Origin of the sequence: Megasphaera sp. DJF_B143 (genome assembly GCF_900320625.1) — a bacterium.
Classification (GTDB): Bacteria; Bacillota; Negativicutes; order Veillonellales; family Megasphaeraceae; genus Megasphaera; species Megasphaera hexanoica.
In genome coordinates, this window is the sequence record NZ_ONTA01000188.1 from 1 (window position 1) to 15,064 (window position 15,064).

Here is a 15,064-nt window from a genome sequence, read left to right on the forward strand (position 1 = left end):
AGAATCATAGGATTACAATTCTCTCTTCATTGTACATAAGCTATTCATTAAAATCAAGAAACAGATAGAAAGATTCAGTTTCCTTTTTTTAAACTTACTTTAAATTGTAACAAAAGGAGATTCCCATCATTTCCCTGTCAGAGACGGATGGATGACACCGGAGCGGACATCGACGCCCATTGCCTGTTCCAGTTTGGCAATACCGACATTATAATCGTACAATGCCTGGATATGGTTGACCTGGGCTTCGTTGAGGCTCAGCTGGGCATCGAGGACATCCAGGTTGATGCCAACACCAGCCTGATAGCGGATGTTCTGGATACGGTAATTTTCCTTCGCCTGATCGACGACAGCCGTCGTTTCTTCTACGCGCTGTGCCGCACTGCGGATATTGAGGTATGCCTGCTTGACTTCCAGCTGGACCGATTCCCGTGCCTTCTGTTCTGTTTCCCGGGCGGAAAGGAGTGTTTCCCTTGCTTTCTTGATTTTGGCATTAGTCGCGCCGCCATCCCATAAGCTCCAGGAAACGCCGCCACTTACACTCCAGTTATGATCATCAATGCCGGGGAAATCATCATCCGACCAGCCACGGCCGGCACCGACAGATACGGTCGGCCTGTTGCCAGCCTGGGCAATACCGATACTGTTTTCTGCTTCCTGTACGGCAACGGCTGCCTGGAGGACTTCCGGACGATATTTCATAGCATAGTCAATGGCTTCCTGAAGGGAAATATCATACGTATCAAAAGGCAGCTGATGATCGGCCAGATTCAGTTTGGTCTGCAACGGCAGGCCGAGGATGTTATTCAGGTTTGATTCAGCAATAGCGACATTATTATCTGCCGTTACGGCCGTCGTCTTGGAGTTGGCCAGTGATACATTAGAAGACAAGACATCTACTTTCGCCTTGGTACCTACATTGTACTGGGCTGTTACATTATCTAAATGTCCCTGCAGATTATCGACGGCTTCATGGTATACATCACGCAGTTCCTGGTAAGCCAGAAGGGCATAATACCCTTCTACGGCAGAATACTTCGTCGCCTGCTGGACGCGGAGCATCTCTTCCTGGGCATTAGTCTTTCCCAACTTGGCATTGGCAATTTCGTTTTCTACCAGTCCGCCCGTATACAATGGGATGCTGACACTAAAACTGTTTTTAAAACTATTACCGATGACATCTCGTCCCATATTTTGTGACATAGCTCTGGCCCCACTCCAGGTATAGCCCACCTGGGGCATCTTGCCGGCCTTGGCTATGGCGATATCAAAGTCAGAACTGTTCAGGGCATAATGGGCCACCTTGATATCCCGGTTGTAATCGAGAGCCATCTGCACCGTTTTGGGCAGTGTCAGATCGACAGCCTGGTCGGAAGCGACCCGGCCGACGACAATGACTGGATCCGCTTCTCCTCTGGCAGCAGCTCTTTTAGCACTGGCTTCCATATCGGAACGGATTTTTTGTGCCAGCTCTTCCCGCAGCTGCGGTGTCACATCAGACGCACCGATAGCTCCTGCCGGTGTCACAGCAGCCTGGTTCTTTACCGTACGTTCTGCCTTTTTGCCAGTCCGGGAAACCTTCTGGCCAGCCGTATTCCGGGCAGAATCAGTAACAGCTGCCTGCCCCAGATCGACGGGAACAACGGCTTCTTCTGCTGCCCATGCAGACACCGTCCCCAAGGTTGAAATCATCAGGGCAACAACAATTTTTTTATACAAGTTTTTGTCCATTACGGGTACCCCCATTGATCGAATTGCTATCTATTGCAGAATGTCTTTTAAAAGACATAGTCAATACCATAATAATTGCCACCGTCACTGCGGTTCATGGGCCGCGTGAACTGGCCAAAAAGAAACATGTTGTCTGTCAGGCGGTATTTCGCTTTCAAACGATACCGCCAGTCATCGGGATCATACCCCTCCAGGCTGAGTTGGAACGGTTTATCCTGAAAAAAATCCAGCCCCATTCCGAGCTCGCCGCGGATGAGGCCGGCCCGGACATCAAATCGGGGATGTCTGAACCCATACTGCAAATCCAGTTTCGTACCGTTACCTATATTCTCAGCCCCGAGAAGCCCGAATGTATGGTTCCGGTACACCTTAAAATTTACAGCGGCACCCGTTTCACTTTTACTCTCATTATATAAGACACTGGCATCGCCTTCTGTCTTGAATCCGCTTCCCCCACCGAGAACCTTATTTAGTTTCCCCGATATTTCCGCAGTATTATGAAGCGTTTTCTGCAAATCTTTCTGGCTCTGCTCATCAGTCGTAATTTTCTGTACGGCCAGCGCTGTCTGCTCAAAACTATCCGTAATACGTTTCATATTAGCCGCCGTATCGCGGACGTTAGCCGAAATAGCTCCATCGCTGTTCATAGCAGCCAGCTGTGCCGCAGCGGCATCGAGAGACGCCGTTACCGACGCCATATGGGCCGTCATTTCCTGGATATTGCCGGCATTGGCATCCATCAGGCCATTGACCCGTCCGGTTATGCCTTCTATATTCTGAAATGTCCCGCGCATCGCTTTTTGCGTGTCCGGGTGTCCGATGACGCTATTAATGTTATTAATCATATCATTGGCACTGGCCACCAGCTTACCTGTACTCTCCATCATATCATCCATGGTCTTGCCGTCATTGCCGTTCAGATATTCCCCGTCAGCGATGAGCTGTGTCGAATCCTTGCCCGGCGTAATGGAAATAATCTTTTCCCCCAGCAGGCCGTCCGTCGTTATTGCCAGTTTCGATCCTTTAGGAATTTCCGTACCCTTATCGATCTTCATGGCAACGTCTACGCCGTTTTTAGAAGGAGTCACATCGGTAACTTTACCGACATGAACACCGACATAGCGGACTGAATTTCCCTTCTGCAAGCCATTGGCATCGCGGAACATGGCATGAATGACATAGCCTGGTTTGCCAAATATTTCTGCATGAGCCAGATTAATGACCACATAAGTAAATATCAGCACGCCAATAATGGTTACCAGGCCAACTTTTGCTTCTGCACTCCATTTCATGGCGCATACCTCCCATCCTGACGCATCAGACCGCCGTGGATAAATCGTTGAATGTGTTCATCCGGCGAATCCCGGAAGGTATCCTTATCTGCAATAAGCCGGAAAACGCCGTTTTCCAGATAAGCCAGCCGGTCTGCAACGAAGAAAGCCGATTCCATATCATGGGTAACGATGACAGATGTCGTATGAAGCTGGCTTTGTGTCGTCACAATCAGCCTGTTGATATCCATACTGCGCAGAGGATCCAGACCTGCCGTCGGTTCATCATACAATATGACCCGGGGCTCCAGTGCAATGGCCCGTGCCAGACTAACTCTTTTTTTCATGCCGCCCGACAAATCGTTCGGCATCATATCTTCTACGTGATCCAGCCCGACGAGATGTAATTTTTCCCGGACAATTTTCCGGATTTCTTCTTCCGGGAGTTTACGATGCTGCCGGAGGCCAAATGCCACATTCTCACCGACACTCATGGAATCAAATAAGGCTGAATACTGAAAAACCATGCCCATGTGGAGCCGTACCTGATCCATCTCATCTTCCGTAAAGCCTGTAATATCCTGACCGTCTATAAAAATATGACCGCCTGACGGTTTCTGAAGACCGATAATCAGACGAAGTATGGTACTCTTGCCTGAACCACTGGCACCCAGTATCCCCAGTGTTTCTCCATCGCGGATATCCAGATTGATGTGATTCAGAATGACCCGTGATCCATACGCCACGGTAATATCCTGTAAACGGATCATATGCCAGACTCCTAATACAAAATAATAGACAGCAGATAATTGCAGATAAAAATAAAAATAATCGATGTAACGACCGAACGCGTTGTCGCCTGTCCGACTCCTTCTGCCCCGCTTTTGGCCGTCATGCCTTCATGACAGGCCACAAGGGCGATGATACCTCCAAAGAACATGGCTTTAATAAGGCCGTAAACAACGTCGGATACTTCCGTAAACATTTCAATGGAGTTCATGTACGTAAAATGTGTCAGGCCGGCGCTGAGAATCGCGACAGCATATCCACCGGCCGTGCCGATGATATACCCATAAAAGGCCAGCAGCGGTACCATAGTGATACAGGCGGCAAAGCGGGGTACGACCAGATAAGCAACGGGATTGACGGCCATGCACCGCAGGGCATCAATCTGCTCCGTAACTTTCATAGTTCCCAGTTCGGCTGTCATGGCTGCCCCTACACGGCCGGCTACGACAACGCCGGTCAGAATCGGCCCCAGTTCGCGGCCCATAGCGACAGACATAATGCCTCCCAATGTAGACTGGGCACCATAGCGCAACAGGATATCGACAATCTGCAACGTCATGACCATGCCGGCAAACAGCAAAGTCAGGCTGACAATTGGCAGGGAATTGACACCGAGATGAGCCATCTGGGCAATCGTAAGCTTCCGTTGTATTTTAGGCAGCTGACGCAGCGTTTCCAGGAATAAGAGGGACAGCACGCCTACTTTTTCAAAAATATGCAGTGTAAACGATCCTATCCGTTCTAATATTCCCTGCACAGGCGCACCTCCTCTTTTTCAGTCAGCGTACGTATTGTTACTATACCATTAATGTGGGGAGCCTGCTACACGCGGGCTGCCAATTGTTAGAAAACTGTGAGAAAACTCAGATTTCCTTTTCAGTTTTCTACAAGTATGATAATACCATGTTATGCATCAAATATCAAGGTTGAACGTGTTCAAATATCATTTTTATTACGCTGAATGAACAAGAAAAGCAGCTGCATGTCTTATACACAGTACAGCTGCTTTTCTGTTCATCGGGAAAGGAAAATGCTTTTCTTATCTTCTCCTGATGACTTATCTTTATCCTGATTATTCCCCTTATCCTGTTCTACCGTCTTATCACTGTGCTCCGCTGTCTGGGCAGCATCTTCCGTTTCGGCACTCATGACAGCCTTGCCAGAACGCAATGTGTGATGACCGGCCAGGAATTTATCCCGTTTTTCCGGACTGACGATTTTGATGGTAATCTGGCCGTCGCCTTTTACGATATACGGTGTTGGCAGCGACGATTTTTTGTCCTCGTCGTTGTCTTCATGTAGTCCTTTTTTCTTGGGCTGAAGCACATCTTTCGGATTTTCCCGGGGTTCTTTGGCCTGCAGTTTGACTTTGGCCGTCTTCTTGCTGTCATCATCGATCATGCTGACGTTCTGGTCAAGGATTTCAATGACCAGATCATTATTGGCATCTTCCTTTTCTATAGCCTTTTTCAGATCAGCAAAATCTTTATAATGACGCAGCCGTTCAATAATTTCATCGGTCAGATTATAGCGCTGTTTTTCAATCAGATAGGGCAGGGGAATAACGCCACCGCCACGTACTTCCAGCACCATATCGCCATACGGCTGGTCCTTGGGAACGGTAAAAGTCATGGTTTTGACTTCATCAGCCCCCCGGTAGGGATGAAGAGTAATTTTGAAATAAATCGTATCACCCGGACTGGCCACTACCGGTGCTGCCGTGGCATCAATGATTCGTGCCTGCTTGCGCGCCTGGGAGTAATCGGCATTGACCGTAATATCCAGAACGGGATAATCGATGAATTCGTTATGCTTTAAAATGTCGAGGACATTATATAATTCATCAATACTCTTTTCATTGATATTATCTTCCGAATAGTACATATTGTGCCGGGTAATATCCTTGTCCCGGCCATTGGATGACCGGATTGTATAATTCAGGGTCACCGTACCGCCGCCCATACGATCTATGGTCTTATTGGCCGTATTATACACGGTCGTCGCGGCCAGGACCGGTGTCAGTTCATTATCTTCTACGATTTTGACCCGTTTCAAGTTGGCTGCCGCCGTGTCAAGGTCACGTACGTGAATGACGACGGGGATTCCCGGTGCCAGTCGGTAATTCCCGGCGATGCCGGCACCGCGGTCCTGGTCAATCCGTCCGATTTCCGCTCCTACCGATCCAAGCTTGAACGAACTGGCCATATTATTGACAATCGTAAAAATATAGGCATTATGCATGAAATAATTAATACTGCCCTTTTTCAGGAAGGGATGACCAAAGGCGACGATATGATCTTTATCGACATAGGTAACCGTCCCGATAGCACCGAGTTTCATATCGCCATTGACGAACGCAGCCGCCACGGAACTTCCCGCTTCCAGGGGCATCGCCTGGCTGTCTTCTGCCGCCGTAGCCGTATCGACGGGCATAAACTGGTACTGGGGCAGTTTATTCTTCATCCAGTCCATCGATGCCGTATCGAATCCGCTGGCCATAAGTGGTGTATTGACGGGAATCAATGACGATTCCCGGGCGTTAAATGGCCGGATTTCTTCCCGCACGGGCACATTCCAGAGCTTGACCATATCTTCTATCGGGGTGATCATACCCACTTTGGAATTGGTAAAAGACCAGCCATATGCAACTGCCCCCAGCAGTCTGCCATCGACGTACACGGGGCTGCCGCTCATTCCCTGGGCGATACCGCCGGTCTGTTCGATGAGCGGACCGGAAAAGCGAGCCAGGATCAGGTCACCGGAAGGGCCGCTGTTTTTCATGACACCCAGGATTTCCACAGGAAATGTTTCGATTTGCGTACCTCTGGCTACGGTCTTGGCATATCCCGTCATCCCCGGCCGGACATCACTGACAGGCATAAATTGTTCTGCATATACAGAAAAGGAAACGGCACAACAGAGAACCGCCAAACAGGCTTTTCCCGCCAGGTGCCGTAATTTACGTAATCGTTTCATAATCTCCTTCTTATTTTTCTTCTACTACAACGACGACCGTACCCGGGGCTACTGTCCCGCCCGTTTTGACTTTTACTTCCTTGACGGTGCCGCTGCTATCTGCCCGGGCAGCCGCCATGGGACCAGCCAGGGAATCAACGGTCAGGAGGACATCGCCTTCACGGACATCAGTTCCCACAGAAACGACACTGGCCACGGTACCTCCGATAACGGCCGTATAAGGAATATCTGCAGCCAGTACAGGTGCTGCCATTAGTGTACTCATAATGCACAGAGGAAGCAGTACTTTTTTCTTCAGTAACATGACACTCACTCCTTTATAAATCATCAAAGCTATCTTTCAGGCGGCTCATTTCATTCAGCGATTTTCCAGCCCCGTTTGCTACGCACAATAACGGATCATCACAGAGAAACGCTGCCATGCCCGTAGTCTGGGAAATCAGCCGGTCCATGCCATCCAGCAGGAGACCGCCTCCGGTGAGGACGATGCCATGGTCGGCAATATCGGCGGCCAGTTCGGGAGGCGTTTTTTCCAGGATGGTGACAATAGCACGCAATATGGATTCAATCGGTTCTGACAGTGCTTTTCGTATTTCCTGGGAATCGATATCGACCATGGCCGGGAGCCCCGTTTCCGTACTGCGTCCCCGCACATCGGCAGTCAGCTGCCGCCCGTCCGGCAGAGCTGTACCGATGAGGATTTTCAGCTCTTCTGCTGTATGCTGGCCGATGGTAATATGCTTGATTTTTTCAAGATAGCGGATAATGGCTTCATCAAAAGTATTGCTGCCAATACGCAGAGATTCGCTGATAACGATTCCGCTCAGACTGAGTACAGCCACGTCGGTCGTGCCGCCGCCCATATCGACCACCATGGATCCATTGGAACTGGCTACATCCAGTCCGGCCCCGATAGCAGCGGCCAGCGGTTCTTCCATGACGACGGTTTTACGAGCACCGGCCTGCATAGCCGCTTCGATAACGGCTCTTTTTTCTACATTAGTCGCTCCTGAAGGAACACAGATAATGATCCGCGGTTTAAAAAACAAGGATTTGCCAATAGCTCTGCGGATAAAATACCGCAGCATGTATTCGGTCGCATCGTAATCAGCAATGACGCCCCGGCTGAGGGGGTGATACGCCTGAATATGCTTTGGTGTCCGCCCCAGCATGGCCTGCGCTTCTTTGCCAATAGCTACGACACGATGACTGTTCGTATCAAGGGCGATGACAGCCGGTTCATTGACGACAATACCTTTTTTCCTGACGTATACAATGATATTGGTCGTACCCAGATCAATGGCAATATCACTGCCAAACCAGTTTGCCAGGAAAAAAGAATGGGATGAATGACCCGCTTTAGCCGGCGTTCCTTTTTTTCGCTTCTTTTTTTTAGTCAATATTGACCCGAACAATGTCTGCACCTAACCTTTGTAACTTCTGGACCAGGTTATCATACCCCCGGTCTATATGATATAAATATCCGACTTTTGTTTCCCCTTCTGCTACCAGGCCAGCCAATACCAGTGCTGCACCGGCGCGCAGATCCGTCGCATTGACATCAGCCCCTTTGAGATGCGGGACGCCTTCGACGATGGCACTGCGGCCTTCTATGCGGATTTTGGCTCCCATGCGCTTGAATTCATCGACATGCATAAAGCGGTTTTCAAATACCGTTTCCGTAATGACACTTGTTCCCTGGCAAATAGTCGTAAGTGCCATGAACTGGGCCTGCATATCCGTAGGAAATCCCGGATACGGCAGTGTCTTGATATCGGCCGGCCGCAACGGTTTATGGCCAATGACGCGGATGCCGTCTATATCTTCTTCGACCGTGGCCCCTACTTCTTTCAGCTTTGCTACGAGAGGCTTAAGATGTTCCGACAGCGCATTTTCCACATATACATTGCCGCCGGTCATAGCGGCCCCTACCATAAACGTGCCCGCTTCAATGCGGTCGGGAATAACCGAATGATTTGCCCCGTGCAATTCTTTTACCCCTTCGATACGGATGACATTGGTGCCGGCGCCGCGGATATTGGCTCCCATACTGTTCAGATAGGTAGCCAGATCGACGATTTCCGGTTCTTCAGCCGCATTTTCCAGTACCGTACGGCCTTCGGCCAGGGATGCCGCCATTAAGACGTTTTCTGTCGCACCGACACTGGGGAAATCCAGATATATCTGGGCCCCCTTCAGGCCATTTTCCACACTGGCTTCGATATCCCCATTTTCCAGGTTAATGACTGCCCCCATGGCTTCAAAGGCCTTCAGATGCAGGTCAATCGGCCGGGCGCCGATGGAACAGCCCCCGGGCAGAGAAATTTTAGCATGTCCTTTGCGTGCCAGCAGTGGTCCCATGACGAGGAACGAAGCGCGCATGCGCCGCACGAGGTCGTACGGAGCCGATGTGGAAGTCAGATGACTGGCATCGATGACCAGCGTACCCGCCTGGGACTGGTCTATGTGTACGCCCAATGAAGTAATAACTTCACAAACCGTATGAACATCGTCGAGTTTCGGTATTTCTGTAAGTACACTTTGTGTCGTCCCCAGCATGGATGCGACAATAATAGGCAGCACAGCATTTTTAGCTCCGCTGACGCGAACAGTCCCTTCTAAGGGTTTTCCACCATGAATAACAAGTTTCTCCAATTCTGGTGCCTCCTAAACAGATTGCAAGTATATAGACGTGACAGCCGGGCAGGGCCATCTATTTTTAGTTGATTCACTATCAAAATATTGTATCATAAAAGGAATAAATCTGAAAGGGGGGATATGCAGACTGTTTATAAAACCTGTCTTTATCGTATATGCCTGTCTCCTGCAGCACATCAGCTCAGGCCGGCTGCCTTTGATTAAGACAGTCTGACACCTGAGCTGATCAGATATAACTGCTCTATCCTATAGCACGGGGATTGTCATTTTTCTATTTCTGTACTACTTTCTTACACTCCAGTGGGAAGAAGCGTTGAGCCGGTGTACCGTATCAATGAAGCGGATGGTACCTGTCTTGTAACGCATGACGACTGACATCGTGCGGGCGCCACCCCCAAAATACCGCACGCCCTGCATAAGCGGCGTAGGCGTTACTGCCGTAGCGGCAAAGAAACAGTCATCTCCCCGCACCAGATCCGATAGCGTCAGGATCCGCTTGAAATCATGGATTCCCAGCTCTTCTCCCTTCTGCCGCTCCCGTTCCGTATACGGTATGAGCCGGGCCTGCATATCGCCGCCCAGGCAGCGCAGAGCCGCCGCAGCCAGCACGCCTTCACGGGCACCGCCAATGCCCATCAGTACATGCGTACCCGAGCCTTCAATAGCCGCATCAGCCGCTGCTGTCACATCACCATCATGAATCAGGCGGATGCGAGCCCCGGCAATCCGGCATTCACGAATCAGGTCCTGATGGCGCTGCCGGTCGAGGATAGCTACGGTCACATCGTCAATGCTCCGTTCCAGACCTTCGGCAATATGGCGCAGATTTTCCTGTACGGACTGATTCAGATCGATACGGCCCAGGGCACGCGGGCCGACACAGATTTTTTCCATATACATATCGGGAACGCGCAGAATATCTCCCCGGCCGGCCATGGCCAGTACGGATACGGCACCTGGCTGTCCCTGCGCGACCAGCCGCTGTCCGTCCAGTGACGCTACGGCGATGTCAACAGGAACCGTTCCCCTGCCGATTTCTTCTCCGTCAAACAACACCTGCCCGTCGGCCATATATCCTTCACCAATGACGACGTGGCCATTAACCGGCGCAGCAGTCAGTTCCTGATGCATCCCCGCCACTGCTAGGTGATGAGCTGCCCCGCCATCGCCAATTCCCATCATACGTCCGGCCCGCACGGCTGCTTCTTCCGTAGCCCGTACTAATTCCAGTGTCAATACTCTATCCATCCCTCATCCCTCCTATGCGAAGAAATCACTGTATCCAAATACACAGCACACGTTTTTATATTATAATAAATAATTCGACAAATATCGGGAAAATTCCTGCCGGCCCGTGACGTTGAAAGTAAGTGTCACGACGAAAAAAACTGCCTCATGAAGCACAGGCTGCTTCATGAGGCAGTTTCCGGTCACGGCATCAGAGCCCGGCCACCGGCCGTCTTTTGAAATTATTTCTGCTTAGTGATGACATCACAATGCATGTATGGGCGAAGCACTTCCGGAACGACAACAGAGCCATCGGCCTGCTGATAGTTTTCCAGAATAGCTGCAACTGTACGGCCTACGGCCAGGCCGGAACCATTCAGAGTATGGACGTATTCCGGTTTTGCTTTTGGCGAACGGCGGAAGCGGATGTTGGCGCGCCGTGCCTGGAAATCTTCCGTATTAGAGCAGGAAGAAATTTCGCGGTATTTGCCCTGGGCCGGGAACCACACTTCCACGTCGTAAGTCTTGGCGGCGGAGAAACCGATATCGCCGGTACACAACGTAACGACATGATAGGGCAGACCCAGTGCTTTCAGGATATCTTCTGCGTTATTGGTCAGTTTTTCCAATTCATCATAACTTGTTTCCGGTGTCGTATACTTAACCATTTCAACTTTATGGAACTGATGCTGGCGGATGAGGCCCCGCGTATCACGACCAGCAGAACCAGCTTCGGCACGGAAACACGGCGTCAGTGCCGTGAAATATACAGGCAGCTTGGCCCCATCAATGATTTCGCCGCGGTAATAGTTGGTCAGGGGAACTTCGGCCGTTGGGATCATGTACATTTCTTCCCCTTCTACATTCAGGCGGTACATATCTTCATAGAATTTCGGCAACTGGCCTGTACCCGTCATGGATTCACGATTTACGATATACGGCGGGATGACTTCTGTATAGCCGTCTTTCTGTGTATGCTGGTCCAGCATGAAATTATAGACGGCCCGTTCCAACCGTGCACCGGCACCGATATAATAGTAGAAACGCGCGCCTGTAACTTTGGCAGCTCGTTCCGAATCGAGGATGCCCAGGTTTTCCCCTACATCCCAGTGATTGAGCGGCTGGAAATCAAAGGTCGGCAGCTGTCCCCATTTGCGGACTTCCGGATTTTCACTGTCATCCTTGCCGACGGGAACAGAGGGATGGCACATGTTCGGTATCATGAGCTGAATGGAAAGCATATCAGCTTCCACTTTCTTTACCTCTTTATCGAGAGCATCGATATCATCACCGAGTTTTTTCATAGCGGCGATTTTATCGTCAGCATTTTCCTTATTCCGTTTCAGCTGGCTGATTTCCTTCGTGACCGTATTGCGTTCATTCTTCATAGCTTCGACGCGCTGCAGCAGATCACGGCGCTGTCCGTCCAGAACGACAAAGGCATCGACATCGGCCGCTTTCGTATGACGGTTCTTGATGTTTTCCTTAACTTCTTCCGCATGTTCACGGATAAATTTCGTATCTAACATGGTAATCTTCTTCCTTCCTGTATAGTCATCCTATTCATTATACACGTTAAAGTCCTTTTTGTTCAATACCGCTGTACAGATACCCCATATGATTCGTGGAATTGAGCAACACGAGACGCCATACGCCATTCTGGTATTCCAGGACATTGATGCATGTATTATCCTGTTTGATTTGCCAGAAATGACTCATATCGAGACCGAGAAGGTCACAGATGATGGCCTTATTGACGGCATCATGGGCTGCGACGAGAACCGTTTTGCCGTCGTATTTCCGGGCATAGTCGTCGAAGGCACTGCGGGCGCGGCGCCGTACATCGTCCAGATTTTCGCCGCCAGCACCCGGCATGGTCACTTTTTCCGGCTGTGTGTGCCAGAGATGGAATGCTTCGGGATACTGGGCTTCGATTTCATCAGCCAGCCGGCCTTCCCAGTCTCCGTGATTGATTTCCAGCAGCCGGTCATCTTTGGCAACGGGGAGATGATGAAGTTCAGCACAGAAAGAACAGGTCTGATAAGACCGTTCCAACGGACTGGAAATACACAGGTCGATGGGAATATGGCGCAGTCCTTCGGCCAGCATGTGTCCCTGCTCTAATCCCCGCGGACTGAGATGGGTATCTTCCTGCCCCTGATAGCGCCCTTCTATATTCCATTCCGTTTCTCCATGGCGTACAAGTATAATGCGTATCATGAGTGCCCTCCTTAGTGGGTATCGACATGAATGAGTTTCATGTCCAGAATTCCTTCAATGCCGCGCAATTTCAGCATAATATCATTAGGGATATCATCCTGCACGGCAATAGCCATAATATTCGTTCCTTCTTTGGTCATCTTGGCCAGCTGCATCCCCGTAATATTGATATGAGCCTGTCCCAGAATAGTAGAAATCTGCCCGATCATATTCGGCTGATCGATGTGAGGCGCCAGGAGCAGGTATCCTTCGGGCGTGAAATCCAGGCGATATTCATCAATCTGCACGATTTTCGCTTCCTGATGATTGAATAACGTCCCCACCAGTGAATGTTCCCCCTTATTCGTCTTGATAGTAACGGTGACGGAATCTGTAAAATATCCCTTGTCCTGTGTCTTAATTTCTTTGACCGAAATATGACGCGTCCGTGCTACATCAGGAGCATTGACAAAATTGACCGATTCCTGCAGAATCGGGTTCAATGCTCCTTTGAGAACCGCTGTCGTCAAAAGGCCTGTTTCCGTCTTGGCCAGTTCGCCCGAATATTCCACCCGGATTTCTTTCATAGGCCCTTCGGACAGATAGACGCCGATAATGCCCATGCGTTCCATAAGGTCGAAATACGGCTGGATGGTGAGATATACATTTTTAGGCAGTGGCGCCATATTGACTGCCGTCGGTACCGGTTCTCCATTGAGAGCGGCAATGACCCCTTCCGCCACGTCTACAGAAACACCGATCTGCGCTTCTACTGTCGAAGCACCAAGATGCGGCGTGATGACCACGTTGTCCAATCCCTTGAAGGGATTGATATCTTCTGTAAGCGGTTCCGTCGGAAATACATCGATAGCAGCGCCGGCTACATGACCGCTCTTGATGGCATCGGCCAGGGCATTGATATCCAGCACGGCCCCACGGGACACATTGATGACCCGCACGCCGTCTTTCATCTTGGCGATTTCTTCTGCGCCGATCATGCCCCGTGTTTCTTTCGTCAGCGGAGTATGCATCGTAATATAATCGGAACGTTTGAGCAGCGTATCAAGATCGACCGGTTCCACGCCGAGCTGTTCAAACCGTTCGTCCGGAATATACGGGTCATATCCGATGGTGTGCATTTCCATGGCCTGCATCCGCTTGGCAATACGCGAGCCGATACGGCCGACGCCGATGATGCCGATGGTCTTATTCTGAAGCTGGATACCCGTAAACCGTTCCCGGTCCCATTCGCCAGCCATAAGCGAATTATGTGCCTGCGGAATATGACGGGTAATCGCCATAATCATGGCACAGGTGTGTTCCGTTGCGGCAATCGTATTGGCCGTCGGCGCATTGACGACGATGATGCCCCGGGCAGTTGCCGCCTTGATATCAATACTGTCAACACCGACACCGGCCCGGCCGATGACTTTCAGTTTCTTGCCGGCGGCAATGACCTTTGCCGTAACGTGCGTCATAGACCGTGTCACCATGCCATCGTATTCACCGATGCAGTCGATCAGTCCCTGTTCATCGAGATTCGTTTTGACATCCACTTCATACCCATGCTGACGGAGCAGTTCTACCCCTTTTTCCGATACGTCATCGCTTACGAGAATTTTCATTGTATATACCCTCCTTGGTCTGATACCATAACCCCAATATAGTTAATGTTGTTTTCTGAATTCATCCATGAAATCAGCCAGTGCCTGGCAGGCTTCTTCCGTGACGGCATTGTAAATCGAAGCCCGGCAGCCCCCCAACGACCGGTGACCCTTGATACCTATGAGATTCTGCCTGGCCCCGGCAGCAACGAATTCTTTTTCCAGATCTGCATTGCCTAGATTGAACGTAACATTCATAAGACTGCGCGAATCTTTCGTTGCATGCCCTGTATAAAAGCCCTGGCTACGATCGATTGCATCATAGACAATGGCCGCTTTTTTTTCATTGCGTTTCTGTATGGCCTGCAGTCCACCCTGATTTTCAATCCAGTGCAACACACGGTTGACAAAATAAATACAAAATACAGGCGGCGTATTATACGTCGAGTCGTGTTCTACAAACGTGCGATACGAAAGCATGGCCGGCAGTTCTTCCCGTGCTTTCTGCAGCATGTCATCTTTTATGATGCCGACGACCACGCCTGCCGGGCCGACATTTTTCTGTACGCCCGCATAGATATAATCGAATTGGCTTACATCGACGGGGCG

Annotated in this window: 13 protein-coding genes; all 13 read right to left on the reverse strand. The window is 50.2% G+C overall.

From position 1 onward, the window contains the following. Positions 1 to 126: 126 nt before the first annotated feature. The gene (locus DBO31_RS05780; protein ID WP_234995408.1) at positions 127 to 1,731 is read right to left on the reverse strand and encodes a TolC family protein; all 1,605 of its coding nucleotides are present in this window, start codon (positions 1,729 to 1,731) and stop codon (positions 127 to 129) included. A 47-nt stretch (positions 1,732 to 1,778) separates the two neighbouring features. After that, positions 1,779 to 3,023: an MlaD family protein gene (locus tag DBO31_RS05785; RefSeq protein WP_150824670.1), complete on the reverse strand. Its 1,245-nt coding sequence runs from the start codon at positions 3,021 to 3,023 to the stop codon at positions 1,779 to 1,781. Beyond that, positions 3,020 to 3,772 (reverse strand): ABC transporter ATP-binding protein, encoded by a 753-nt coding sequence (locus tag DBO31_RS05790; protein WP_150824671.1) that lies wholly within the window; start codon positions 3,770 to 3,772, stop codon positions 3,020 to 3,022. The genes DBO31_RS05785 and DBO31_RS05790 overlap by 4 nt, the downstream gene beginning before the upstream one ends. An 11-nt stretch (positions 3,773 to 3,783) precedes the next feature. Further along, positions 3,784 to 4,548, reverse strand: a complete 765-nt coding sequence (locus DBO31_RS05795; protein WP_075581467.1) for an ABC transporter permease — start codon at positions 4,546 to 4,548, stop codon at positions 3,784 to 3,786. Between the two features lie 257 nt (positions 4,549 to 4,805). Next, entirely contained in the window at positions 4,806 to 6,767 is a 1,962-nt protein-coding gene (locus DBO31_RS05800) for a SpoIVB peptidase S55 domain-containing protein (protein WP_150824672.1), read from the reverse strand. Between the two features lie 10 nt (positions 6,768 to 6,777). Next, on the reverse strand, positions 6,778 to 7,071 hold the full coding sequence (locus DBO31_RS05805) for a biotin/lipoyl-containing protein (protein WP_059075534.1): 294 nt from the start codon (positions 7,069 to 7,071) through the stop codon (positions 6,778 to 6,780). Positions 7,072 to 7,084: 13 nt separating this feature from the next. Beyond that, positions 7,085 to 8,167 carry a rod shape-determining protein gene (locus DBO31_RS05810; protein WP_369814255.1) on the reverse strand — a complete coding sequence of 361 codons (1,083 nt, stop codon included), beginning with the start codon at positions 8,165 to 8,167 and terminating at the stop codon, positions 7,085 to 7,087. Continuing rightward, entirely contained in the window at positions 8,160 to 9,422 is a 1,263-nt protein-coding gene (gene murA, locus DBO31_RS05815; RefSeq protein ID WP_059075533.1) for a UDP-N-acetylglucosamine 1-carboxyvinyltransferase, read from the reverse strand. Before murA ends, DBO31_RS05810 begins: the two co-directional genes overlap by 8 nt. Positions 9,423 to 9,707: 285 nt before the next feature. After that, positions 9,708 to 10,673 (reverse strand): class II fructose-bisphosphatase, encoded by a 966-nt coding sequence (gene glpX / locus DBO31_RS05820; protein ID WP_075581469.1) that lies wholly within the window; start codon positions 10,671 to 10,673, stop codon positions 9,708 to 9,710. 221 nt (positions 10,674 to 10,894) lie between these two features. Beyond that, positions 10,895 to 12,181, reverse strand: coding sequence for a serine--tRNA ligase (serS, locus tag DBO31_RS05825; RefSeq protein ID WP_059075531.1), 1,287 nt, complete (start codon positions 12,179 to 12,181; stop codon positions 10,895 to 10,897). Between the two features lie 46 nt (positions 12,182 to 12,227). Next, entirely contained in the window at positions 12,228 to 12,872 is a 645-nt protein-coding gene (locus tag DBO31_RS05830; protein WP_059075530.1) for a histidine phosphatase family protein, read from the reverse strand. Positions 12,873 to 12,883: 11 nt separating this feature from the next. Continuing rightward, positions 12,884 to 14,476: a phosphoglycerate dehydrogenase gene (gene serA / locus DBO31_RS05835; RefSeq protein ID WP_059075529.1), complete on the reverse strand. Its 1,593-nt coding sequence runs from the start codon at positions 14,474 to 14,476 to the stop codon at positions 12,884 to 12,886. Between the two features lie 42 nt (positions 14,477 to 14,518). Beyond that, positions 14,519 to 15,064, reverse strand: a 546-nt coding sequence (locus DBO31_RS05840) for an aminotransferase class V-fold PLP-dependent enzyme (RefSeq protein ID WP_234995409.1), incomplete at its 5' end; no start/stop codon positions are given.

What these genes read in the sequence shown, in the direction of transcription:
- DBO31_RS05780 (WP_234995408.1), bottom strand. Translation starts at nt 1,731, where the DNA reads ATGGACAAAAACTTGTATAAAAAAATTGTTGTTGCCCTGATGATTTCA.
- DBO31_RS05785 (WP_150824670.1), bottom strand. Translation starts at nt 3,023, where the DNA reads ATGAAATGGAGTGCAGAAGCAAAAGTTGGCCTGGTAACCATTATTGGC.
- DBO31_RS05790 (WP_150824671.1), bottom strand. Translation starts at nt 3,772, where the DNA reads ATGATCCGTTTACAGGATATTACCGTGGCGTATGGATCACGGGTCATT.
- DBO31_RS05800 (WP_150824672.1), bottom strand. Translation starts at nt 6,767, where the DNA reads ATGAAACGATTACGTAAATTACGGCACCTGGCGGGAAAAGCCTGTTTG.
- DBO31_RS05805 (WP_059075534.1), bottom strand. Translation starts at nt 7,071, where the DNA reads ATGTTACTGAAGAAAAAAGTACTGCTTCCTCTGTGCATTATGAGTACA.
- glpX (WP_075581469.1), bottom strand. Translation starts at nt 10,673, where the DNA reads ATGGATAGAGTATTGACACTGGAATTAGTACGGGCTACGGAAGAAGCA.
- serS (WP_059075531.1), bottom strand. Translation starts at nt 12,181, where the DNA reads ATGTTAGATACGAAATTTATCCGTGAACATGCGGAAGAAGTTAAGGAA.
- DBO31_RS05830 (WP_059075530.1), bottom strand. Translation starts at nt 12,872, where the DNA reads ATGATACGCATTATACTTGTACGCCATGGAGAAACGGAATGGAATATA.
- serA (WP_059075529.1), bottom strand. Translation starts at nt 14,476, where the DNA reads ATGAAAATTCTCGTAAGCGATGACGTATCGGAAAAAGGGGTAGAACTG.